Origin of the sequence: Paraburkholderia oxyphila NBRC 105797, from assembly GCF_000685075.1 — a bacterium.
Lineage (GTDB): Bacteria > Pseudomonadota > Gammaproteobacteria > Burkholderiales > Burkholderiaceae > Paraburkholderia > Paraburkholderia oxyphila.
On sequence record NZ_BAYD01000021.1, the window covers coordinates 42,165 to 61,993 of the forward strand.

24 protein-coding genes are annotated in these 19,829 nt (G+C 59.7%); 11 read left to right on the top strand and 13 right to left on the bottom strand.

Features of this window, described 5'->3' with window-relative positions; translation table 11 throughout:
• Nucleotides 1–156: 156 nt before the first annotated feature.
• Nucleotides 157–855 carry a TetR/AcrR family transcriptional regulator gene (locus tag BO1_RS51325; RefSeq protein WP_043285058.1) on the top strand — a complete coding sequence of 233 codons (699 nt, stop codon included), beginning with the start codon at nt 157–159 and terminating at the stop codon, nt 853–855.
• The gene (locus BO1_RS16055; RefSeq protein ID WP_043285060.1) at nt 852–1,442 is read left to right on the top strand and encodes a DUF1415 domain-containing protein; all 591 of its coding nucleotides are present in this window, start codon (nt 852–854) and stop codon (nt 1,440–1,442) included. The genes BO1_RS51325 and BO1_RS16055 overlap by 4 nt, the downstream gene beginning before the upstream one ends.
• A gap of 65 nt (nt 1,443–1,507) precedes the next feature.
• Here BO1_RS16055 and BO1_RS16060 read toward each other — a convergent pair whose 3' ends face one another.
• A complete protein-coding gene (locus BO1_RS16060; RefSeq protein ID WP_028218416.1) occupies nt 1,508–2,377 on the bottom strand; it encodes a class I SAM-dependent methyltransferase in 870 nt (289 codons plus the stop codon).
• A gap of 389 nt (nt 2,378–2,766) precedes the next feature.
• On the opposite strand from BO1_RS16060, the gene BO1_RS16065 reads away from it, so the two are divergent.
• Nucleotides 2,767–3,087, top strand: a complete 321-nt coding sequence (locus BO1_RS16065) for a hypothetical protein (protein ID WP_028218417.1) — start codon at nt 2,767–2,769, stop codon at nt 3,085–3,087.
• A 183-nt stretch (nt 3,088–3,270) separates the two neighbouring features.
• Here the strand turns inward: BO1_RS16065 and BO1_RS16070 are convergent, their stop codons facing one another.
• On the bottom strand, nt 3,271–4,425 hold the full coding sequence (locus tag BO1_RS16070) for a methyltransferase (RefSeq protein ID WP_028218418.1): 1,155 nt from the start codon (nt 4,423–4,425) through the stop codon (nt 3,271–3,273).
• A 212-nt stretch (nt 4,426–4,637) separates the two neighbouring features.
• Between BO1_RS16070 and BO1_RS16075 the strand changes: the two genes are divergently transcribed.
• The 6 genes from BO1_RS16075 to BO1_RS16095 all read left to right on the top strand — a co-directional run bounded on the left by BO1_RS16075 (nt 4,638) and on the right by BO1_RS16095 (nt 11,470).
• Complete coding sequence (locus BO1_RS16075) at nt 4,638–7,289, top strand: type IIG restriction enzyme/methyltransferase (protein WP_028218419.1); 2,652 nt, start codon at nt 4,638–4,640, stop codon at nt 7,287–7,289.
• 516 nt (nt 7,290–7,805) lie between these two features.
• The gene (locus BO1_RS59185; RefSeq protein WP_156992282.1) at nt 7,806–8,180 is read left to right on the top strand and encodes a DUF7079 family protein; all 375 of its coding nucleotides are present in this window, start codon (nt 7,806–7,808) and stop codon (nt 8,178–8,180) included.
• 480 nt (nt 8,181–8,660) lie between these two features.
• Complete coding sequence (locus tag BO1_RS16080) at nt 8,661–9,479, top strand: hypothetical protein (protein WP_028218420.1); 819 nt, start codon at nt 8,661–8,663, stop codon at nt 9,477–9,479.
• Nucleotides 9,480–9,903: 424 nt separating this feature from the next.
• On the top strand, nt 9,904–10,134 hold the full coding sequence (locus BO1_RS16085; RefSeq protein WP_028218421.1) for a hypothetical protein: 231 nt from the start codon (nt 9,904–9,906) through the stop codon (nt 10,132–10,134).
• A 41-nt stretch (nt 10,135–10,175) separates the two neighbouring features.
• On the top strand, nt 10,176–10,454 hold the full coding sequence (locus BO1_RS16090; protein WP_028218422.1) for a helix-turn-helix domain-containing protein: 279 nt from the start codon (nt 10,176–10,178) through the stop codon (nt 10,452–10,454).
• A gap of 5 nt (nt 10,455–10,459) precedes the next feature.
• Entirely contained in the window at nt 10,460–11,470 is a 1,011-nt protein-coding gene (locus BO1_RS16095) for a reverse transcriptase family protein (protein ID WP_043285063.1), read from the top strand.
• Between the two features lie 86 nt (nt 11,471–11,556).
• Here the strand turns inward: BO1_RS16095 and BO1_RS59190 are convergent, their stop codons facing one another.
• From BO1_RS59190 to BO1_RS16145, 11 genes are all read right to left on the bottom strand, one after another.
• A complete protein-coding gene (locus tag BO1_RS59190) occupies nt 11,557–11,742 on the bottom strand; it encodes a hypothetical protein (protein ID WP_156992284.1) in 186 nt (61 codons plus the stop codon).
• 44 nt (nt 11,743–11,786) lie between these two features.
• Nucleotides 11,787–11,984, bottom strand: a complete 198-nt coding sequence (locus tag BO1_RS16100; RefSeq protein WP_028218424.1) for a hypothetical protein — start codon at nt 11,982–11,984, stop codon at nt 11,787–11,789.
• Nucleotides 11,985–12,478: 494 nt separating this feature from the next.
• Nucleotides 12,479–12,874: a hypothetical protein gene (locus BO1_RS16110; protein WP_084688003.1), complete on the bottom strand. Its 396-nt coding sequence runs from the start codon at nt 12,872–12,874 to the stop codon at nt 12,479–12,481.
• A 49-nt stretch (nt 12,875–12,923) separates the two neighbouring features.
• Complete coding sequence (locus tag BO1_RS16115; protein ID WP_028218427.1) at nt 12,924–13,943, bottom strand: type IV secretion system protein; 1,020 nt, start codon at nt 13,941–13,943, stop codon at nt 12,924–12,926.
• Nucleotides 13,944–13,958: 15 nt separating this feature from the next.
• Nucleotides 13,959–14,243: a hypothetical protein gene (locus BO1_RS16120; RefSeq protein ID WP_028218428.1), complete on the bottom strand. Its 285-nt coding sequence runs from the start codon at nt 14,241–14,243 to the stop codon at nt 13,959–13,961.
• Nucleotides 14,243–14,449 carry a hypothetical protein gene (locus BO1_RS16125; RefSeq protein ID WP_028218429.1) on the bottom strand — a complete coding sequence of 69 codons (207 nt, stop codon included), beginning with the start codon at nt 14,447–14,449 and terminating at the stop codon, nt 14,243–14,245. Before BO1_RS16125 ends, BO1_RS16120 begins: the two co-directional genes overlap by 1 nt.
• 150 nt (nt 14,450–14,599) lie before the next feature.
• A complete protein-coding gene (locus tag BO1_RS59195; protein ID WP_156992286.1) occupies nt 14,600–15,787 on the bottom strand; it encodes a relaxase/mobilization nuclease domain-containing protein in 1,188 nt (395 codons plus the stop codon).
• Nucleotides 15,784–16,320, bottom strand: coding sequence for a plasmid mobilization relaxosome protein MobC (gene mobC, locus BO1_RS56390; protein WP_052409484.1), 537 nt, complete (start codon nt 16,318–16,320; stop codon nt 15,784–15,786). Before mobC ends, BO1_RS59195 begins: the two co-directional genes overlap by 4 nt.
• 241 nt (nt 16,321–16,561) lie before the next feature.
• On the bottom strand, nt 16,562–16,840 hold the full coding sequence (locus BO1_RS59200; protein WP_156992288.1) for a hypothetical protein: 279 nt from the start codon (nt 16,838–16,840) through the stop codon (nt 16,562–16,564).
• Nucleotides 16,833–17,660: a hypothetical protein gene (locus BO1_RS59205; protein ID WP_156992290.1), complete on the bottom strand. Its 828-nt coding sequence runs from the start codon at nt 17,658–17,660 to the stop codon at nt 16,833–16,835. The genes BO1_RS59200 and BO1_RS59205 overlap by 8 nt, the downstream gene beginning before the upstream one ends.
• Nucleotides 17,661–17,779: 119 nt before the next feature.
• On the bottom strand, nt 17,780–18,007 hold the full coding sequence (locus BO1_RS16145; protein ID WP_245643812.1) for a hypothetical protein: 228 nt from the start codon (nt 18,005–18,007) through the stop codon (nt 17,780–17,782).
• A gap of 114 nt (nt 18,008–18,121) precedes the next feature.
• Here BO1_RS16145 and BO1_RS16150 point away from each other — a divergent pair, with 114 nt between their 5' ends.
• Nucleotides 18,122–18,790, top strand: a complete 669-nt coding sequence (locus BO1_RS16150; protein WP_156992291.1) for a hypothetical protein — start codon at nt 18,122–18,124, stop codon at nt 18,788–18,790.
• Complete coding sequence (locus BO1_RS51335; protein WP_043285067.1) at nt 18,771–19,814, top strand: phage integrase; 1,044 nt, start codon at nt 18,771–18,773, stop codon at nt 19,812–19,814. Before BO1_RS16150 ends, BO1_RS51335 begins: the two co-directional genes overlap by 20 nt.
• Nucleotides 19,815–19,829: the final 15 nt, after the last annotated feature.

Genomic DNA, 19,829 nt, shown 5'->3' on the forward strand with positions numbered 1-19,829 from the left:
TCCCGTCGCTCCGTCTGGAGCCCGCTTCGTTGACGTTCTTCTGCCCTGCCAATTCGCAGACCGCACGGATTGTTACCGATCGGTCACAAGTGTGTTGCGATAGTAGTGACCGCTCGGTAACATGTCAAGCGTAACCCCGATGACGAGATGCCCAAAATGTCCAACCTGCCCAAGCGTGAGGACGCCGCCACCATCCCCTCCGCCGTGCCCGACGCCGCGCGCCGCACGAGCCGCGCACGCACCCAGACGGCCGGGCCGCGCGCCCAGGAGCATCTGCTGCTCGCGGCGGATGAGTTGTTCTATCGGGAAGGGGTGCGCGCGGTTGGCGTCGAAGCCGTGGTCGAGCGCGCGGGCGTCAACAAGATGAGCCTCTACCGGCAGTTCTCATCGAAGGACGATCTGGTGGTCGCATATTTGAAGCGCTGCGACGAGCGCTTCTTCGAACGCTTCGAGGCGAGCATCGCGAAGCATCCCGGCGATCCCAGAAGGCAATTGGTCCAGTATTTCGAGGACCTCGCGCAGCGCGCGTCGGCACCGGACTACCGTGGCTGCCCGTTCGTCAACGTTTCGACCGAGTTTCCGGACGCCACGCATCCGGCGCGGCAAAGCGTGACCGAGAACAAGTCGAAGCTGGTCGCGCGGCTTGGCGAACTCGCGCGCGCCGCCAATGCGGCCGATCCCGCCGCGCTCGCCGACGCACTCGCGTTGCTGATCGAAGGCATCTACGCGGCCAGCCAGACCTACGGGCCGGGCTGCGGGCCGATCCTCGCCGCGCCGCGCATGGCGAAGCTGTTGATCGATGCCGCGTGTGGGGCGTCGGGTGCCGTCGCAGCCACCGGTAAAATGCCGTCATGACCGACACCGCCGCTCCCCGCGCCACGGGCGCCCAGCCCGAACACGCCGAAATCCTCGCCGCCACCCGCCATTGGCTCACGCGGGCCGTGATCGGCCTGAATCTCTGTCCATTCGCGAAGAGCGTGCACGTGAAGGGCCAGATCCGTTACGCGATCAGCGAGGCGACCGACCTGGAAGGCGTGCTCACCGACCTCGAAACCGAGCTGCGCACCCTCGCGGATGCCAATCCGGAGCAGCTCGACACGACGCTGCTGATCCTCCCGCACGCACTCGCCGACTTCCTCGACTACAACGACGCGCTCCATTTCGCCGACCTGCTGCTCGGCCAGTTGCGTCTCGAAGGCACGCTGCAGATTGCGAGCTTCCATCCGGACTACCAGTTCGAAGGCACCGAGCCCGAGGACATCGAGAACTACACGAACCGCGCGCCGTATCCGATCCTGCATCTCCTGCGCGAGGCCAGCATCGAGCGCGCCGTGGACGCGTTCCCCGACGCCGCCGACATCTACGAACGCAATCAGGAAACGCTGCGGCGCCTCGGCCTGGACGGCTGGCGCGCCTGGATGGCGAAGCGCGACGAGGACTGAGCCTCGCCGCATTCTTGAAGGCTGCCGGGTGAGCGCCCAGGGCCTGTTCACGCTAATTACAGGCCCTAGCCTGCGCTCGAGGTATCGGCGGGCTCCACTGCATCGTCGCCATCGACGAAAAACCGCTCGCGCAGCTCGGCAAGCCCGAACGTGTCGAGGATCTCGTTGAGACGCTCAGTGGGCCGGCGCCGCGGCAAATTCTTGTACTGGGCGATGATGAGCTCGTTCTTCATCGAGTGCTCCCAGCCCACCAGCTCCGTCACGCTCACCTGATAACCGTGCGCCTCCAGTTGCAGGCAGCGCAGCACGTTGGTGATCTGGCTGCCGAACTCGCGCGTATGCAGCGGATGGCGCCAGATTTCCGTGAGCGCCTGGCCGAGCGACTTGCCCTTGTTCCGGCGCAGCACACCCGCCACTTCGGCCTGGCAGCACGGCACCACGACGATGTAGCGCGCGTGCTTCTTGAGCGCGAAGCGCAGGGCGTCATCGGTGGCGGTATCGCACGCGTGCAGCGCCGTGACGATATCGACCGTGGGCGGCAGTTGCGCGGACGTAATCGAATCGGCCACCGAAAGATTGAGAAACGACATGCCGGGAAAGCCGAGCCGCTGCGCGAGCTCGCGCGAACGCTGCACGAGCTCGTCACGCGTCTCGATGCCGAAGATCTGCGACTTGTCCCGCAGCGCCTTGAAAAAGAGGTCGTACAGGATAAAACCAAGATACGACTTACCCGCGCCGTGGTCGACGAGCGTCACGTCATGGCCGTCCTGCTTGAGCTCATTGAGCAGAGGCTCGATGAACTGATACAGGTGATAGACCTGCTTGAGCTTGCGGCGGCTGTCCTGGTTCATCTTGCCGTCGCGCGTCAGGATATGGAGCTCCTTCAGGAGTTCGATCGACTGGTTCGGACGGATTTCGTAAGTCTTGCTTGACATCGGGGCGGCACTAAAAAGGGGCGTCAATTACCCCGAAACGTGCGGAAGGCGACGGAACGAGGCAACCAGATCTGACATTTTACGTAAAAAGCTCAAAGAGGCCGCAGTCCAGAGGGGACGGCCCGAATGTCGTACTGCTGGAAGACTCAAGCGTCCGGATCGCTGACCCACGTCCGGACGGCAGGGAGGGGTTGATTAAAAGAGACGCGGCGGCGCTGTGTGCTGCCGCGTCCAGAAAGGACCAATTTGGGGCGCGACTCACCGGCGACGGACCGGGAATGCGCGCATGGGAGGTCGCTCCGGGTTCACAGGAAGCGATGACACAGGTACGGCGCAGACCCCGCTGCGCGATGACGCACGGTGCTGCGCGACCCTGCATGGGGCATGCAATGAACACGATACCGGACGGTAATGCGGAGCAAAAATTTCAGGAACTGCTGGCCAGGCTCGTAGAAGTGCCCGAGTGGACAGAAAAGCAGCAACTGGAGCTGGAAATGGCCCGCGACATCTCAGTCGAGATGCTGCGGCTTGCTGAAGAAATGCGCGATGGCGCGGCGGATCTCGAGAGCTGCCTGATCCTGCTGAAGTACGCCAAGGTGCTCGATTTCGTGATGTCCGCGCTGGCAGCGCGCAGGGACATCAAGCCGCAAACGCTCAGGGTGATCTTCAAGCTCGCCGGCCTTAGGGTCGATGAGGCTTACCCAGGCTAGTCTGGCTGATCTGGCCTGGCTGGCCAAGGGCCGTCGAAGCGCGCCGCGGAAGCGGCTTTTCGGGCAGGCGGCAGCGCCTGCCACAGTCGGGCCCGGCACTTCGCCGGGCCATCTCCTTTTTTGGCCGCCCTAATCGGCATGCGGCGGCTTTGCCTTTGTTCTCCCTTTGCCCCCTTAACCGCTTTACGACCCGGTACGCACTTTCAGACGCCACAGTGATGTGAGTTCCGCCGCGCGCGCCCGATGAAGCGGGTCGGCGGGGTCGCTCGCCTTGGGATGGCGCGGCCGGATGTCTTCGCGCCCGGCCACCTCGAGGCCGGCCTGGGCGATCATCTCCATCAGCGCTTCGCGCGTGCGCAAGCCAAGGTGCTCCGCAAAATCGGAGAGAATCAGCCAACCCTCGCCGCCCGGCTCCAGATGGTCCTTCAAGCCGGCGAGAAAACCGCGCAGCATCCGGCTGTCCGGATCGAACACGGCGTATTCGATGGGCGACGCCGGCCGCGCCGGCACCCAGGGCGGATTGCAGACCACGAGCGGCGCGCGCCCTGCCGGGAACAAGTCGGCCTCGATCACGTCCACACGTTCGCCATAGCCGAGTTGTGTGAGGTTCTCGCGCGCGCAGGCCAGCGCTCGCGCATCCTGATCGGTGGCGATGACGTGCTTCACGCCGCGCGCGGCCAGCACCGCGGCAATCACGCCCGAACCGGTGCCGATATCAAAAGCCCGTTCCAGCGACGGCAACGGCACACGCGCCACCAGATCGAGGTACTCGCCGCGCACCGGCGAAAAGACACCGTAGTAGGGGTGGATGCGCGCACCGCCCAGCGCGGGAACCTCCACGCCCTTCTTGCGCCACTCGCAGGCGCCAATCAAGCCGAGCATTTCGCGCAGCGACACCGCCGAAGGCGCCCCATCGGGCGCGCCCCATGCCTGCTCGCACGCGAGCTTGACATCGGGTGCGCGGCGCAGCGGGATCGAGTAATCGCCTTCTAGCGGGAGCAGGACCATGCCCAGCGTGCGCGCACGCTGCGCCTGCGCCTGGCGATGCAGATGAAACGCCTCGAGCGGCGTAGCCGCCGGCTTCGGCGCGGCGGAGGCCTTGCGCGGCTTGTGCTCCGCGCGGCGCGCCATGGCCTGCAGCAGTTGCCGCGCGTTCTGGTAGTCGCCGCGCCACAACAGCGCGGTGCCTTCGCAGGCGAGACGGTAGGCGGCGTCGGCCGTCGTGCGGTCGTCGGCAACGACCACGCGCCTGGGCGCCGGCACGCCCGCCTCCGAACGCCAGCGAACGGTGCGCGGGCCGTCCGTGTCGGGCCAGCTCAAGGTGGGAAAGTCGGTCATAGGATTCGGATGCTTAACGGCTCGCCGTGACGGCACGCCTCGATATGCGGCGCCATCATATAGCAGAGCACGGCCATGCGTTGCGCCGGGACGTCCATCGTACCGGCATGCCGGCATCATCGCGCGGTGCCGCCCTTATGTCGACCGGGCCAAACAGCGGCGCCCCCCCAGTAAAATGAGCGGCAATCCGCGCAGGGGCGCATAACCAGAACATGGCAGAGACGAATCAGACGAGTCGTGCAAAACGCGCGAGCAGGACCGGTCCACGAAGCGCGAGCACAAGGAGCGCGAGGCGCGCCGGACTCGACGCGGATTTCTACGCCGGGCTGCTGCGGATTGCCGGCCTGGACGAAGGCGTGGCAAGCGGCAAGACCGTCGTTGCGCGGTGCGCGCGGGATGAGCGCCGGCCCGGCGCGCTTGTCGAGCTGACAATCGCCCGCATGGAGGCAAGCGAAGCGCAAACGTTGAACACGGCGAGCGCGCACCATCATGCTTGTGCGCTGGATCGAGAAGCGCTCACCTTTCGCACGGCGCTGCGGCTTTGCATCGCCTGGATCGGCCGCGTCATGTTCCTCAAGCTGCTGGAGGCCCGCCTGCTGGTGCTGCACGACGGCGATCCCGCTTATGCCTTCCTGCGCAGCGAGCGCATCCGCTCATTCGCCGATCTCGATTCGCTCTGCCGCGAAGTACTCGGCAATAGCGTGGCCGAAGACGGGACACCGCGTCGCTACCCGCATTTGCCGCGCTTTGACGGCTCGATGTTCGAGCCCGCGGATCTCGCGGAGCATGCGATCACACTCGGCTCGCTCGATTCCGCGCTGCCCCCTCACGCGCGCAATACGGTCACTGAGCTGCTTGATTTCCTCGATGCGTTCGAGTTCGGATTCGACGCGAATGCGGACACAAAGGCGCGCGCGGACAAAAAGCGCGTCGACGCCGCAACGCTCGGCCTCGTCTTCGAGAAGCTCAATGGCTACCGCGACGGCGCGTGGTACACGCCGGGCAGCATCGCGATGTTCCTTGCGCGCGAAGCCATCGCGGGCGCGGTGCTCGGGCGCTTCAATCGCGTCAAGGGTTGGCATTGCACGACCATCGATCAGCTATCCAAATCAATCAAGGATCGCGAAGAAGCGCGCGCGATATTCGCTGCGCTGCGCGTGTGCGACCCTGCTGTGGGCACTGGGCATCTGCTCGCTTCCGCACTGGACGAATTGCTCGCGATAAAGTCGCGGCTCGGGTTGTTCGACGACCGGGAAGATCATGCGCTCGCGGGATTGCGTCTCGAAGCGCTGGAGGACCGCCTTGTCATCGAACATGCCAATGACGGCACGCGTGCACAGCAACCGCGCATCGACGCCGCGCTATATCGCGAGAAGCGCGCGATCGTCGAATGCAACCTTTTCGGCGTGGATATCGATGCTCAAGCGCTCGGCCTGGCACGCCTGCGCCTCGCGTTCGAATTGCTCGCGCATGCCGCGTACGACGACGAAGGTTCTTTCGCCACGCTGCCTGATCTCGAAGCCCATTTGAAACAGGGCAATGCCGTGCTGTCCTGCATCGCTTTCGATGCAGAACGGGAGGACTCTACGCCTGCCGATGCCGCGCCGCGCCTTGCCCCCGCCGCCGGGTCTGACGCCTTCGAATGGCAACGCGAATTCCCCGCGATTTTCGTCGGCGATCACGCGTGCGCAGGTTTCGATGCCGTGATTGCCAACCCGCCGTACATCGATTCCGAACGCATGATCAACGAAGGCCAGAAGCCGCTGCGTGAAGCACTCACCCAGCGCTGGCCGAGCGCACGCGGCAACTGGGACCTCTATATCGTTTTCATGGAGTTGGGCCTCGCGCTCACCGCACCACACGGGACGATGGCCTTCCTCACGCCCGACAAATGGCTCGCGAAGCCCTTTGGCGCCGCGTTCCGCACGCACCATCTCGACAAGATCGCACGCGTCGTCGCGCTGGGTCGCGACGTGTTCGAACGCGCGATGGTCGATTCAATCGTGACCGTTTATCGCAAATGCGGCACGGACTGCGTAGAAACGGCTTGCCTCGAAGGCACAACGCTGACGCCGCTCGCGCGTGTGCGCAAACGCGACCTGGAAGCGCCATGGGCGCTCGATGCGCTGCTCTCGCCGCACTACGCGTTCGTACAGCGGCTCATACGCGCGCACCCAGCGCTGGGTTCGTTGCTGCGCTGCGAGAACGCGTGCGCGACATCGGACGCTTACCGGCTCGCGCCGTTGATCGATGAAGCGCAGGAGGGTTTCGATGCGCGTCGTCACTATCGCGTGGTCAACACCGGCACGTTGGGTCGTTACGCCTCGCGCTGGAACAGCAAGCCGATGACCTATCTCGGGCGCCGCTACGCGCAGCCCACGGTCGAGCGTTCGCGTTTCGCGGCAACCTTTGCGAATAGCTACCGCACAAGGGCGGACGCGAAAAAGGTGATCGTGAAAGGGCTCACGCACCTGCACGCGACGCTCGATCTCGCCGGCGATACGATCCCCGGCAAGACGACCCTGATCCTGTGCTCCGGCGATGAGAATCTGCTGAAATTCGCGGCCGCGGTGCTCAATTGTCCGCTAGCGGGATTTGTCACGCGCGCACGCTTTGGGGCGTCGAGCTATAACGGCGGAGTGGCGTTCACCAAGGCGATGATCGACGCATTGCCGGTGCCTGCGGATGCGGGAGTGCGGGCGGAAGTTGTGCGCATGGTGGACGTATTGCTGCGGTTGAACCAATCGGGCGATCAAGCGCAATGCGAAGCGCTAGCGCGGGAGATCGACTTTGTGCTTTACGCGGCGTATGGGTTGGGAGAGAAAGAGATCGCGCTGATCGAGAGCCTCGGCGGGAGACGCTAGCGAAGCGATTGCCGCGCCATTGCTTGTGTGTCTCCGTCCTGCATGTGCTTGCTGCTTTGGGCATTGTCGAAACACCGCAACGACGTAGCGAGAAGATGCAGTAGGCCATGGCAACCGCCGCCTCACTCACAGGGGCCGCACTGGAATACACCCAGGAAACCCACCCGGCCTGGATTGCCAGCCGGACCATGAAACCGCCTGTGGCAAATCAACACCTGAGAATGGGGTGATACCGTTCGTCGTAGAGGCTCAATTCATCGTACGATTGAAATCCGTAGCTCCATTGAGTATGCGCAATGACTCTATTCCGGCGAGATCGCCAGACAGGGAGCGCTAGTCGGCGCTGGCGCTGTCGGAGGCTGGGCCGTCGGCTCCGCTGCGGTAGCGACCGGTGTATGTGCCGCTACCGCACCCGTCTGCGTAGGCGTTGCAGCGTTTGCGGGCGGCTTGTTGGCTGTCTACGGAGCGGACGCCGGGTTTGGTGCGATGTACCCACGGCCGAGTCGGTGAGGTCCCGTGAGCGAATCGTTGAACATTGAACGCCGCGCACCTGTATGGGAAGCGCTTTCGGAGCTGTTCGTGGGAAAGGAGCTGCATGACTATGACTACGCAGCGATCACCAAGGCACTGCGCGAGTCGGGGTATTCACTCGATGAACTCGAACACGTGCTTTATCAAGAAGTCGCGCCGGTCTTCCGCAGCAATCTCTCCCCTTTGGCCGTCCCTGAAATGGAAGGATGGTCACAGGATGCAGTGACCACCGAAGTCCGCGCCTATCTAAAACACAAGCCACGCGGTCTTTCACACGTATTGAGGCGCCTTGTTTCGACAAAAGCGCTGCCAGAACTCGCCAGCGAGCGCTGGACCAAAGTCCGAACGCTACTTCTCTAACGTGCGTGTCGAAGGGCATCGCGGAACGCGATCCCGAACCCTCTCGACTTCGATCCGACAGGCTCAATCCTCGGCGTCGTGTTTGGTGCGGACATTTTGGCCGTAGTCGGCCAATCATTCTTGCAAGCGACCGCCTTCCACGTCCCGGAAGGTGTCTTGCGATGGTTGCCATGTACCTGTTCTGCGAGCTGACTCTACTGAAAATGCACTTTTCAGCGCTCAGAAAGCACAAGGGGTTACGTGAACCTCACGTAACCCCTTGGTCTGACTGGTGCCGGCTGCAGGACTCGAACCCGCCACCTGATGATTACAAATGCCTCGTGAACTGGCACTATAGGCCACTATCGCTTACTACACGGGCGTGGAGTCGCGCACGGATCACTTCATGCCCTCGTTCGCTAACTATTGCGTTGACAGCTCGTTGACGCACGGCTGATCGTTACCCGAGGCATCGGCCACCTGACAGCATTAGACGAAAGAATGGAACCATCGGTCAGCGTAGCATCTATCGCAGTGAAGAGCACGGTATCGGCAATCTGGAGCTTGCTGAAAAAGCCCCTCGAACTCGTCACTCAGATCCTGTTTCGTGCAGCCTACGAGCTATCCACACGGCATAAGTCCTATCGGGACGTTAAAGGGCTTTGGCTGGACGAACTAGGCGATTACTTCTCATACAGTGTGAACTGGAGAAAGGTGTTTCTCGGGAAAAAGCAAGAGGCATGCACGTTATGGATCAAGGCGAAGGAAGGGAGGTCGTTTAAGCGGGTCACACTGTGCGTAACCGCATCGCTCGAAACGCTTCGCTATCAATCAACCGTGGTCCTTTACGACGTTGGCGAAACGCCGACTGTCGCGGCCGTCCCAAGCATCCCGCTGCGACAAGTCGAGGTCCGGGGCAATATGGTCCATGTTCCCTATGACACCGTGCGAACCGAATTGAAAGAGCTGATCAATGAAGATGGCGAACCAATTCCGCTGCCGCGCGACGTGTCGGATTACGGCCACCCCTTCGATAACCTCGAAGCGGCGATGGGCCTCCGCAAGAGCGACGTGTTTCGGTGGGGGAAATGGTGGAACCTCGACTTCCTAGAAGGCGAGAAGCACGAATTCCGCGTCAATTATCGTGGCATGGCATTCCTCTCGGAGTTTCACGGTCAAAGGGTTGCTCACGCCTGGTACTCTTTGCTGGCCTGGCTTTCCAAGCGGGATTGGTTTCTCGAAATCTGCTTTTGGTCGAGAAATCTTGTTACTGCAAAGCAGTTGAGGCTGGCCTTTGAGGAAAGCTTCAGCGCAGAGTGAGCCGTCCTATGCGAGCGACACGTTTGGCAGAGTCAGATTACGAGCCAGATCACGCCATCACTCTCAGTGATTTTTCTTGACAACGGCTCGGCAGGTACATATAGTCTGCAATCAAGGGTGAGCGCTATCGCTCACACGTTCTTTGATTTGGAGATGGTTCCAGCTAGAAGGGCTTGGTTTGCTAGCTGCCGGGCAGTAGCCGGCGCTGGATGCAGCCAACATCCGGCTCTCGTGCGGGGCAGGTGCCGTAGGGCGTAGCGCTTAGCGTTGTGCCCGCAGGCATCCGTTCGCGGCATGTCGACGCGTCGTCCGTTGGGGCGGCTGATCGAAATGTGTAGGCGGTGGTGGGCTTCCGGGGCATCAGCAACTCCTTTCCGGCCTTGCTTTCTGGCGGCTGGGCATGTGCCCGGTTTTAGGAGCCCGTATGTCTACCAATTTGAAGAAACTCGTTGGCGAGCTCGAACACGTTCTCGCACAACGAGGTGGTTCGCTTGATGCCCCCGCTCGGGATGCATTTCAAGCTCGGATCGATAGCCTCAAAAGGGCGATCGATGAGGCAGATGCCGCCGAGGCTAGTCGGTTGTGCTACGACGCCCTCAACGTACTTGCGGCGCTGCTCAGCGTCATCACGAATGTAATGACGCTTCTGCGGTGACGAATGTTGCTGAGCAAGAAGCCCTACCTCTGGTGGTTGTTATGGAAATCGGACGTGCTCTAAAGGTCTGCCGCTCGGCCAAGAAGTTGTCGTTGGACGAGTTGGCAGAGCGCGCGGGACTATCCCAGTCGTACCTCTCGATGATCGAATCTGGTAAGCGGGAACCAACCTTGTCCAGCATCGAAAAAGTCTCGAACGCACTCGGCGTGCCGACGCCAATCCTCCTTTTCCTCGCGGCGGAAAAGGACGAGCTCAAGGGGCTTGACGAAGAAACGTCGCGCAGATTGGCGGAGGCCGTGCTTGACGTAGTACGCGGATGACCCCAATGGATCACCCTATCTATAAGCATCGTCCTGTTCAGACAATTAGCTCCCTCGCGCGAGCGCTACGCATATCCGAGTCTCTGCTGTTGGGAATTGCTGGGCGCGCAACCGACCTCTACATCGGCCCCAAACCGAAGCCGAAAAAGAACGGCGGAATTAGGTACGTGTTCGATACGAAGCCGCCGTTGAAGTCTTTACTTCGACGAATCAACGCCACGTTCTTCAAGCACACCCAGTTCCCGAAGTACCTGACGGGATCACTCTCAGGTCGCGATTTCGTCGCCAACGTCGAAATTCATAGGGACGCGCGCAATGCCGTTACAGAGGACATCGCTCAGTTCTTCGACTGCATATCCGCAGATTGCGTCTATCGAATCTGGAAAGACTTCTTCCACTTTGGCGACGAAGTTGCGGCGCTGCTGACCAAGCTGACGACAAAGGACGGGCGCGTATTTCAAGGGACGCCGACGAGCTCCTACTTGGCTAACCTAGCCTTCTGGGACCGCGAGTTCGCCTTGGTCGAAAAGCTCAAGGCCCGGGGCATCCGATACAGTCGATATGTTGACGACATTACGATCTCGACCGTAAGCACCCTAGCAGAAGGGGACAAGCGATGGGCTATTAGCCAAATATACGCAATGATCGGTGCGGCAGGATTCAAGCCCCAGCGGTCGAAGCACGGCTCATTCTCCGCTAATTCCCCAATACGGATCATGGGCCTCAATGCTAATCGCGCGCCGACGCTGCCGAAGCAAGAACGCTCCGCAATCCGCGCGCAGGTCTACCAACTTGAACAACGAGTCGCACAAGCCGATCAAAGTGTCGATCTTAGTGCCGCACTTAGCGCGGCAATAGGCAAAGTGGGGCGACTGAAACGCCTCCATCCCAGCGAGGGCGCCGCGCTACGCCTACGGTTGGACGCTATCCGCCGCACCTTGGACGCGCAGCCGGTAGTAACTCACGCCACGACACCAATCCAAGCCAGTAATGAAGTGGACACTGCCCCATTTTGACGTTCGATGCCGTATTTCCTGCACATACGGGATGCGACAATAATCAGTGAAGCTGCGGCCGGCCCTGATGGAATTTGGGAGAGAAATCAAACCCAGTCACGCACAACCGGTGTACGTTCGACTTTACTCGCGTCCGGGTGAGTGTCGAGTTCTTCATCGGTGACGTAGTAACCACACTGAACATGTGCAAACGCCTGATTCGCGCGTGCAATTTGCCGCTCCAGTCGAGCGGCGTTTTGATCCGAGTCGGCATCAGATGCGTTGATGTTCATCGGTGACTCATCCTTGTAAGGCGAATGCAGACGGTCAAAGGCGCTCAGAGCCATTCGTTACCGTCGTCATCCAGTGGACGACGCGGTGCGCGGATCAACTCTTCGTCGTCGAGCTCGACATCGGTAACGTAATAGCCGGAGTCGATGCGTGAAGCGGCTTGGCGGGCGCGCTCGATTTGTTCGTTGAGCGAGAACTGGTCAGCATCTCCATTGATGTCGGCATCGGCGCAGCTGATGTTCATCAGTCCCTCATCCTTGTAACAGCAGTGGAGCCCGCATCGGCGTCACCTGCGGTTAATTGTGACATTCCGGCACCGTGCTTTCGTTCTCGGTACCCCACGTGTCTAGCCATCGCCATACCTCCTCACCAGTGAGGTGCAAGCCCGTCTTTTGGAACTCCAGCCAGGAATTCACGGCCTCTTGCTGGAATCGCGCGCGTGCCGCCACTCTCTGACCGAGCTCGACGTCAGACGCGTGGCTCACATCGTGAGCTCCAGATGACGGTAATCGCGATTTCATAGCATAACGTAACGTATCAATCGTATCGTAACGTACCAAGCGACGGTCTAGACGCGCGTTGCTACGTTTGCGGCGGGAGCCGCCGCCGAGGGCCACGCCCTCGCCTCTACGATACTCGGTTTCGTTCGTCGGCCTCGCGCGGGAGCGCGAGGCAATCAAAGGAACGTTGGATGCGCGGACGCGAGCCGGTGTTCAAAGTCCCTCATCCTTGTATTCGCTAAAGCTTGGAGAGTTCGACCGGACCAAACATGAACACCATCAGATAACCAGTGGAGGTCTTGAATTTCCCCGCCGTAAAACCGGGCTGGACCTTTGCCACAAAGGCGACCCTCGTTTTCAGCCCGATGAATGGACCGTTCACCGAGCCGCCGACCAATTTTTCAAACTCGTCCTTGGTCACCGGCTGCGCCAAGTCAGAGCCGGATCGCCAGCTTCCATTGCTGTAATCATCGAACACATAGCCGGCGGCCGTCTTTTCCACCTTGATCACCGGTTCGACTTTTCCGTTTTGCATCGCGCCGTACATCCCCTCCAGCGTATCCGGCGAATTCCTGTTGCAGCCGGAAAGTATCGCCACAAGTAGTCCAAGCACAATACCCAAGAGCTTCTTCAATTTTTCGTCCTCTATATCGGTCAGCACATAAGGGAGTTTTAGCCAGCGCCTATAGCCCCTTGACGCTGTTCATGCGGAATCGACTCGTCGCAGCGCGAGCGGCAGCCTGGCCGGCGCCAATAGCATGGCGCGCGCCAGCTTGCGCACCACCCAGTGCTTTACCGCCCGCCCATTTCGAGCCTTGACCAGCCGCGCGCGCGATGATGCGCGACGCACCGCCAGTCGCTGAAGATACGACCCAGTTCCCGAAGCCGGTGCCGATCGGCGCACCTCCGGCGAGGCTAGATGCCACGTGGGTAACACCCATGATGACGAGCACGTCGATGATCGCAATCAGCAGCAAACCCAACGCACTGCCGAGGCCGGAGGTCGGAGTCATCGAATCCATGTACTGCTGAAATGCGACGTACGTGAACGACAGCACTGTCACCGCAAATACGTTGACGAAAACGTAGTTGACGATCAGACCTACCCACGCATCGAAGAACCGCTTCGTAACGTCGAAAATCAGGCAGCCGATGAAAATCGGACCAAAAGCCAACAGTACGGTCAACATGCCCTTTGAGAGCAGGATGAGGTAGGCGGCATAGACGGTCATGATGAGCCCAGCCCCGTAATACACTATCCCCGAAAAGAAGAATGAAAATCCGTTAGAGGTTAGCAAAGAACCCCGAGAGAACGCATCGCTCCCGAGCGACCATGCCTGACCCAGTTGTTGATCGAGGATCGATGGACCGGCAACGGTGTCAGCGGTCTGCCCAGTAACGATGCTCGTGAGATCTGTCGGCAAATTCAGCACGGGATCGAGCACGTACTGCCCGTACCCAGCGATGGAAAAGCCGATGCTCAGGATCAGCGTTATCTTGATGATCCGGAATACCATGTCATTGCCCCAATCCTGCACTTTTCCGCGAATGCCCGCCCAAGAATAGAGAATGAAGTAGATCCCGAGGCACGTTGTTACTACAGGCAGCATCGCAGTAATCGTCCGCTGGACTGCGGCGTTCAGGAACGCATCAATCGCAGCTTGGAAGTGCGTGAAGATGTTTGCGAAAATTGTCATCGTCATGGCGCTCTCTCCTTGCTATTGCCGGCGAGCCGGACTTTCGTTGACTAAAGTTTTGCCGGCACGCTGGGCCTTCAGAAAGCTGCCGTAGTCACGGCATACGCGTTCGATTGCCACATCGTCGTATGCATCAAGCGTACGTCGCTCAAAGACGAGTAGCTGCCGCTTGATATGTAAGCGCGCCAACATCTTCGCGTCAGGCCGAGGCTTTGCTTCCTCCGCCGCTATTTCGCTCACGATGAATCCGATCATCGAGTTGAGCACCTCCAATGCCGTTTCGAGGCGAGCCAAGCTATCGGTCATCACAGAACCTCCGTGACGGCGGGAAAGCCCTCGACCACCAGATGATCCAGTCGCTCGTAGAAAACGCCCAGCATTGCCGCGAGGTCCTCGTACATCGGATTCGGCCTCATCAGATCGATGCATTTGCCCATCCCATGGACGGCCTCCTGAAGCGACGTGTACCACGTGAGTAAATCGGGGGACGCGTTACTATTGATGCCAGCCATGATTCACCTCCTTGCAGGTGGGTCGTGGTTAGGGATGAAGGAGCGTCTCACCGCTCGTTCGTCCCGCTACGAAGAACGCATCGTTGTGCTTCGAACGACGCGCGAAACAACAGAACCTTGGGCGCAGCAAGACAAGCAAGGGCGACGAGCTCAACGCTCATGGTCATCTTTCCTTTGCGCACTATCGCGCGTTGGAATCACGCTCGGCCTCGACTTCTGCACACGAGTTCCTGCCGCACTTGCGACCTTCGGCCTCTCGTCACTGCGACGATCATGCCCTTCCCTCGTCTTCCTCATCCGGCTAGCGGTGTCCTGCCGCTCTGTCATCGGCGCCGGCACGCTGCTCACGAAACGTCTAATGTCGTTGCTCAAAAGCGCGTCACCCGGCTTACCAGAGGCTCGAAGCGCGTCAGCGAGTTCCCGCCACGTATTGGTCACTTCTTCATGCCTGCGCGCAGCTGCCGCCTCCCATACGCCATCTGCGCTCTTTCCAGTCAGTACGGCATTGGCGGCAGCTCGAAGCTTGGCGAGCTCCACATTCGACCGACAGGGATTGTCCTGGCGGTTCTTGGACATGTGGTACATGTTCTGTCGTTTTCCTTTCCGGACAACGCCGCGGATCGATCTCGGCGTAGCTACGGCCTCAATTCCGTGTTCACGTAGTTTCTGAGCGAACAGTTGCCGAAACTCCCAAAGCTGAGGCGGACCGTGAAGCAGTCGTTGCCCATCCACCGAGCCTGCTTTCACGCATACATGAGCGTGCGGATGCGGTGGTGCTTGTGGATCTGGATCAGTATCGGGCGTGTGGAGTGCGAAAACGTACTCGTGCCCAGCGAACGCTTCTCGCGAAAACTCCCTGACCGCCGACGTGAACCGCTCGACGTTCGTATCGGCAGGCATCGACAGCACCAAATTGACTGTGAGCTTTCCATTCGAGCGTCGCTTGCCGCGCCATTCAGACCAGTGCTGCTGCAACTCGCGCACATCATCGAGACACGTGAGTTGTTGGCCGCTATCCGTCTCGGCTGTGAGCCGGCCATTTCGAGTGATATACGTCAAATGAGCCCATACGCGACCGGTCGTTTTCGCGACACTGCTAACCTTCACAACCGCCTCCGGCGCTCGATGCACAACACGCGCTATCGCCGCTCGCGCCGTATCCGTGCTGGCAACAGCGCGCCGGCTACTGCGCATATGCAGGTCAGGAAGCGAAGGCCGCACCTGCGCGGTCGATTGCCGTCCGGCGCGAACCGATGTTAGTCGTCGGAGTTCTTCCGAATCCGATGAATCCAGTACCCCTAAAGTATCGAAGAGTTTTTCGACCTTGCGGTTGCTCATGGCTTCGCACTCCTTCGGCTGATGCTCGCCTCCGTCAGTTCCGCGACGAGAGCGCAATGCCGCTTGATTTCTGCACTGAGCGTTTCGACACGCTCGACCGTCACGCTTCGACTCGCATTCGGGTCCATGTTCAGAGTACGGGCGATCTGATTTAGGTTCCTCCCAATCGCCGCAAGTTGCCTGCTCGACTCGGCCAAGGCGTCAACCTCGGTACGGTTGAACTGTGGCTGCCGGAGCAATGTCGCCCGTATGAGCTTAACGATCCATTCCGTCCTTCGAAGGCCCTCCCCCGTAGCCGCTGCCGTGAGTAGCTGATGCTCTTCGGAGGTCAGCAAGACGTTCACCTGCGTCCCTGCGCTCCGCGACTTCCGCGTAGGCGGCAAAGCGGGTTTCTCTTCGGTATGCAACACCTTGTCCAGCATCAACCGTAGGAGTTGCGCTTCGCTCCGACAACCGTGGCGCTGTGCCGCCGCAGCAAACTTCAGCTTGGTTTCTCGTGACACACGCGCCCGGATCGTCTCGTACTCGTTCATGCCACGGCTCCGCCGCGTGCCCACTTTCTAGAAGAAAGTGTTTCCTGCCTTAGATCACAGAACACGTCGCGACTTTCGTTGACGAAAATTTTCGTCGATCTGTATTGCGCAATACACACTCGCATTGGGCATTGGGGCGCATCGTCGCGCTCCCGCGCGACCATGTCGTAGTTGCTTGCGAAGGCGAGGGGTTCCCCCTCGATGGCGGCTCCCGCCGCTAGTCCGCATATTCGGCTGTAGCTCATTGCATACCTCGAATGCCTTCGCCACATCCCACTAAAAAGCCCAAAACCGCGTCATAAACATAGGTGAGCGCCAGTGCTCCGGTCCCAACTGTCGCCATCAGCAACTGATTCCGGACCGGTACGGGATACGGGATAACAAGCGTCGCGGCGAGAACGAAAAGCGATGCACCGGACAGCAGCAATAGCGGCCACCTCACGACAGGGCGAACCCAACTTAGCCCGAGAGAAGCGCACATGACCAGAATTGCAACGGCTGTCAAAATTGTTCTACGCATGCCTGCCTCCTCGCTTCTGTTGGGCGATCCGCTTGATCACATCTAGCGCAGGTCGAGCAACCTGTGGATCACTGCGGGAAACCTCCATCCGTCGCAGCGACTCAAGGCATTGCTGCTCCTGTAGCTCGCGACGCTCTTTGACGCGCACCGCCCCAAGCGGCATAAAGCATCCTTCGTCGAACTTCTTCAGGACAGCACAAAACCATCTGAGGGGCGTCGTCCGAATGACCCTGTTCTCAATTACATCCGCCAACTCGTCCAGTAGTTCCTGCGCTCGATGGCCTTCCACATCTGTCCGCCGGCCCAAGAGGTCCTCGATGGCCGCTCTTTCAGCCGGCGATAACTGTCGAGGAAAAATCAAATCGCTCGTGCTGCGTATGCGCTCGGTGTTTTCTAGCTCACCTCGCATTTCATCCCCACAACAACCAACATCTTTCGCCGTAGTGGTTGTAGTAGTGGTGTTAACTGACTTTGGTATCTCTTTGCTTGGTAAACCTTTATGGCTGTTTCCGCCGGCGCCGGTCGTGCCGTGCACGGGGTCGCCGGAGTTGGCGCGACCGGAGCCGGAAAATCCGGCTATGGCGTTCGTCGCAGGCGGAGTTAGTGGCTCCGGGTTGAACTCAATGTTCCACACCCACTTTCCTCCTGCCCCCTGCCGCTTTTCGCGGATCAGATAGCCGGCAGCTTCGAGCTCGCTAGCTATTCGCTGCCAACGGTCCTTGCGAACCTGCAACCGAATTTGAAGCGCTTGCACACTAACCTGCCATCCCGCGGGCTTCACAGCGAGCCACGCGGCAACAGCGCGACTGTCGAGCGCCAAATGCTCGTCTTCTAGCAATGCTTCAGGAACTGATCCCCATCGTGTTCGATGCGTTACGCGAACAACTCCCCCCGCGTGATGGGGAAATGCCGATCGATCTCGAACCGTTGCGGATGCCGTCACAGGGAGAACCCTTGTTCAAGGCACCGCTGCTGAAGGAGTGCGACGTTGATCAGGCTGTACTTGCCGACACTTACTGTCGGCAAGTAACCCTTGTTGCAGAACCCGACGATAACGCCGACCGGTAGGCCGATTGCGGCGGCGAAGGCCTCGCGAGACATCATCGGAACCGGCGGAAGCACCCGCAGACTCGGCGCGCTCTTTGCCGCTTCGTTCATTGGCGTCATAATCACTCCTTGGATAATCACCAGTGATAGTGGTAAATTACCACTGTTAGTGATTTATAGTCACGGAACGATTTCTTGTCAACGGCCACGCTCATGCACCCTATAGCCACGCGGATGAAAGCGATCATCGAAGCTGAGACGGACAACCGGCGACGCTACAAGGAGCTGGAGGAAATCTCGAATGTTCATCCAGACACATGGAAATCGTTTTGGTACGGGAAGCAGCGTCCCACCGCCGAAATGATTGAGGCCGTAAGTCAGCGATGGCCGCAATACGCCTTTTGGCTCGTAACCGGCATCACCGATCCCGAGCGAAACCACATCGCGCCGACAACGGCCGCGAGCGGGTATCCGGTTATGCGAGGGGTCGAACAGGTATGGGCAACCCGCGAGTTTCGGTATCTGATCGCCGCGAGCAACGACGAGCCGACCGACGACGTTGAAAGAACTTTGCGCCGACGACAAATCCAAGACGCGGCTCTTCAAGCCATGGAGAAAGTGATATCGCCAGCGGCGAACGTCTCGTACGAGAAGGCAATGCGTGTGCTTGGCGAGTCCGGCCAGCATGATTTCTATCCACTGGCTCTTGATCCTGAATATCTAGCCATCCGGAAGGCTCGACGAGACGCAGAGGATCAGCTACGGAAGGACGGTTTCAGTTGGTTCGATAACGTGCTCGTATCCGCGAAGATCGACAAGCGGTTGCTCCAAAATCCGAAGGCGTTGCTTAGCAAGGTCTTCGGCACATTGTTCGCTCGACAAGATGACCATCAAGAAGACTAAGGGCGGCTGGCACGTTGATATCCAGCCGGGGGGGCGTGGAGGAAAGCGCTACCGAAAAACGCTCAAGACACAAGCCGAAGCGAAGGCATACGAAGCATGGCTCACGGCGAAGGTTGCTCAAGCACCCGAGTGGGTACCTGCCCCCAAGGACTCTCGGCGGCTGTCGGAACTTATCGAGCTGTGGAATCTCCATCACGGGATGCAGTTGCGACATACTCGCACGTACCCAACGCTCCAGCGCATGTGCGTTGCCCTAGGTAATCCGCTAGCTACAGCATTCAACGCTGACGACTTTGCGTCTTATCGCGCGTCCAGGATTGCCGAGGGCGTAACACCAAACACGGTCAATCGCGAGCATGCCTATCTGAGAGCGGTCTTCAACGAGCTTGCTCGGCTCGGTCATTGGCAGGCGGCGAACCCGCTCGCACGCCTCCGTCAGTTTCGAATTGCTGAACGGGAGCTATCCTTTCTCACGTCGGATCAAATCGAAGCGTTGCTGATCGCCCTCGGTCGGCGAAAAAGAAAAGACGCGCTGTTGATTACCAAATTGTGCTTAGCGACGGGGGCTCGTTGGAGCGAAGCTGAGTGTCTACGAGTACAGCAACTGAGAGGGAACGCAGTCCACTATACGCAGACGAAGACTGACAAGAACCGCTCCGTGCCTATCGACGCGACACTGGCTGAAGAGATACTCGTGTTTCGGGCGTCGAAGACGAAGGACCTAGGCGATCGCATCTTTGAAAGCTCTGCAGGAGCTTTCCGCATGGGAGTGCTCGACGCGCACATTGACCTACCAAACGGGCAGCTTACCCACGTGCTCCGCCACACCTTCGCTAGTCATTTCATGATGAATGGTGGAAATATTTTGACCTTGCAGCGTATTCTTGGTCATTCCAGTCTTCAAATGACGATGCGTTATTCTCATCTTGCGCCCGAGCATTTACTAGAAGCCAAACAACTTAATCCTTTAGCCCAACTGAATCGCAACAACAAGAAGTCCGAACAGCGATTGGACCTCATCTGACATAAAAATCAGATT

What these genes read in the sequence shown, in the direction of transcription:
- BO1_RS16060 (WP_028218416.1), bottom strand. Translation starts at nt 2,377, where the DNA reads ATGTCAAGCAAGACTTACGAAATCCGTCCGAACCAGTCGATCGAACTC.
- BO1_RS59190 (WP_156992284.1), bottom strand. Translation starts at nt 11,742, where the DNA reads ATGAACATCAACGCATCTGATGCCGACTCGGATCAAAACGCCGCTCGA.
- BO1_RS16075 (WP_028218419.1), top strand. Translation starts at nt 4,638, where the DNA reads ATGGCAGAGACGAATCAGACGAGTCGTGCAAAACGCGCGAGCAGGACC.
- BO1_RS59200 (WP_156992288.1), bottom strand. Translation starts at nt 16,840, where the DNA reads ATGCGTAGAACAATTTTGACAGCCGTTGCAATTCTGGTCATGTGCGCT.
- BO1_RS51335 (WP_043285067.1), top strand. Translation starts at nt 18,771, where the DNA reads ATGACCATCAAGAAGACTAAGGGCGGCTGGCACGTTGATATCCAGCCG.
- BO1_RS16065 (WP_028218417.1), top strand. Translation starts at nt 2,767, where the DNA reads ATGAACACGATACCGGACGGTAATGCGGAGCAAAAATTTCAGGAACTG.
- BO1_RS16150 (WP_156992291.1), top strand. Translation starts at nt 18,122, where the DNA reads ATGAAAGCGATCATCGAAGCTGAGACGGACAACCGGCGACGCTACAAG.
- BO1_RS16080 (WP_028218420.1), top strand. Translation starts at nt 8,661, where the DNA reads ATGGAACCATCGGTCAGCGTAGCATCTATCGCAGTGAAGAGCACGGTA.
- BO1_RS16070 (WP_028218418.1), bottom strand. Translation starts at nt 4,425, where the DNA reads ATGACCGACTTTCCCACCTTGAGCTGGCCCGACACGGACGGCCCGCGC.
- BO1_RS16125 (WP_028218429.1), bottom strand. Translation starts at nt 14,449, where the DNA reads ATGGCTGGCATCAATAGTAACGCGTCCCCCGATTTACTCACGTGGTAC.
- BO1_RS16120 (WP_028218428.1), bottom strand. Translation starts at nt 14,243, where the DNA reads ATGACCGATAGCTTGGCTCGCCTCGAAACGGCATTGGAGGTGCTCAAC.
- BO1_RS16115 (WP_028218427.1), bottom strand. Translation starts at nt 13,943, where the DNA reads ATGACGATGACAATTTTCGCAAACATCTTCACGCACTTCCAAGCTGCG.
- BO1_RS16100 (WP_028218424.1), bottom strand. Translation starts at nt 11,984, where the DNA reads ATGAACATCAGCTGCGCCGATGCCGACATCAATGGAGATGCTGACCAG.
- BO1_RS16055 (WP_043285060.1), top strand. Translation starts at nt 852, where the DNA reads ATGACCGACACCGCCGCTCCCCGCGCCACGGGCGCCCAGCCCGAACAC.
- BO1_RS51325 (WP_043285058.1), top strand. Translation starts at nt 157, where the DNA reads ATGTCCAACCTGCCCAAGCGTGAGGACGCCGCCACCATCCCCTCCGCC.
- BO1_RS16090 (WP_028218422.1), top strand. Translation starts at nt 10,176, where the DNA reads ATGGAAATCGGACGTGCTCTAAAGGTCTGCCGCTCGGCCAAGAAGTTG.
- BO1_RS16145 (WP_245643812.1), bottom strand. Translation starts at nt 18,007, where the DNA reads ATGACGCCAATGAACGAAGCGGCAAAGAGCGCGCCGAGTCTGCGGGTG.
- BO1_RS16085 (WP_028218421.1), top strand. Translation starts at nt 9,904, where the DNA reads ATGTCTACCAATTTGAAGAAACTCGTTGGCGAGCTCGAACACGTTCTC.
- BO1_RS16095 (WP_043285063.1), top strand. Translation starts at nt 10,460, where the DNA reads ATGGATCACCCTATCTATAAGCATCGTCCTGTTCAGACAATTAGCTCC.
- mobC (WP_052409484.1), bottom strand. Translation starts at nt 16,320, where the DNA reads ATGAACGAGTACGAGACGATCCGGGCGCGTGTGTCACGAGAAACCAAG.
- BO1_RS59195 (WP_156992286.1), bottom strand. Translation starts at nt 15,787, where the DNA reads ATGAGCAACCGCAAGGTCGAAAAACTCTTCGATACTTTAGGGGTACTG.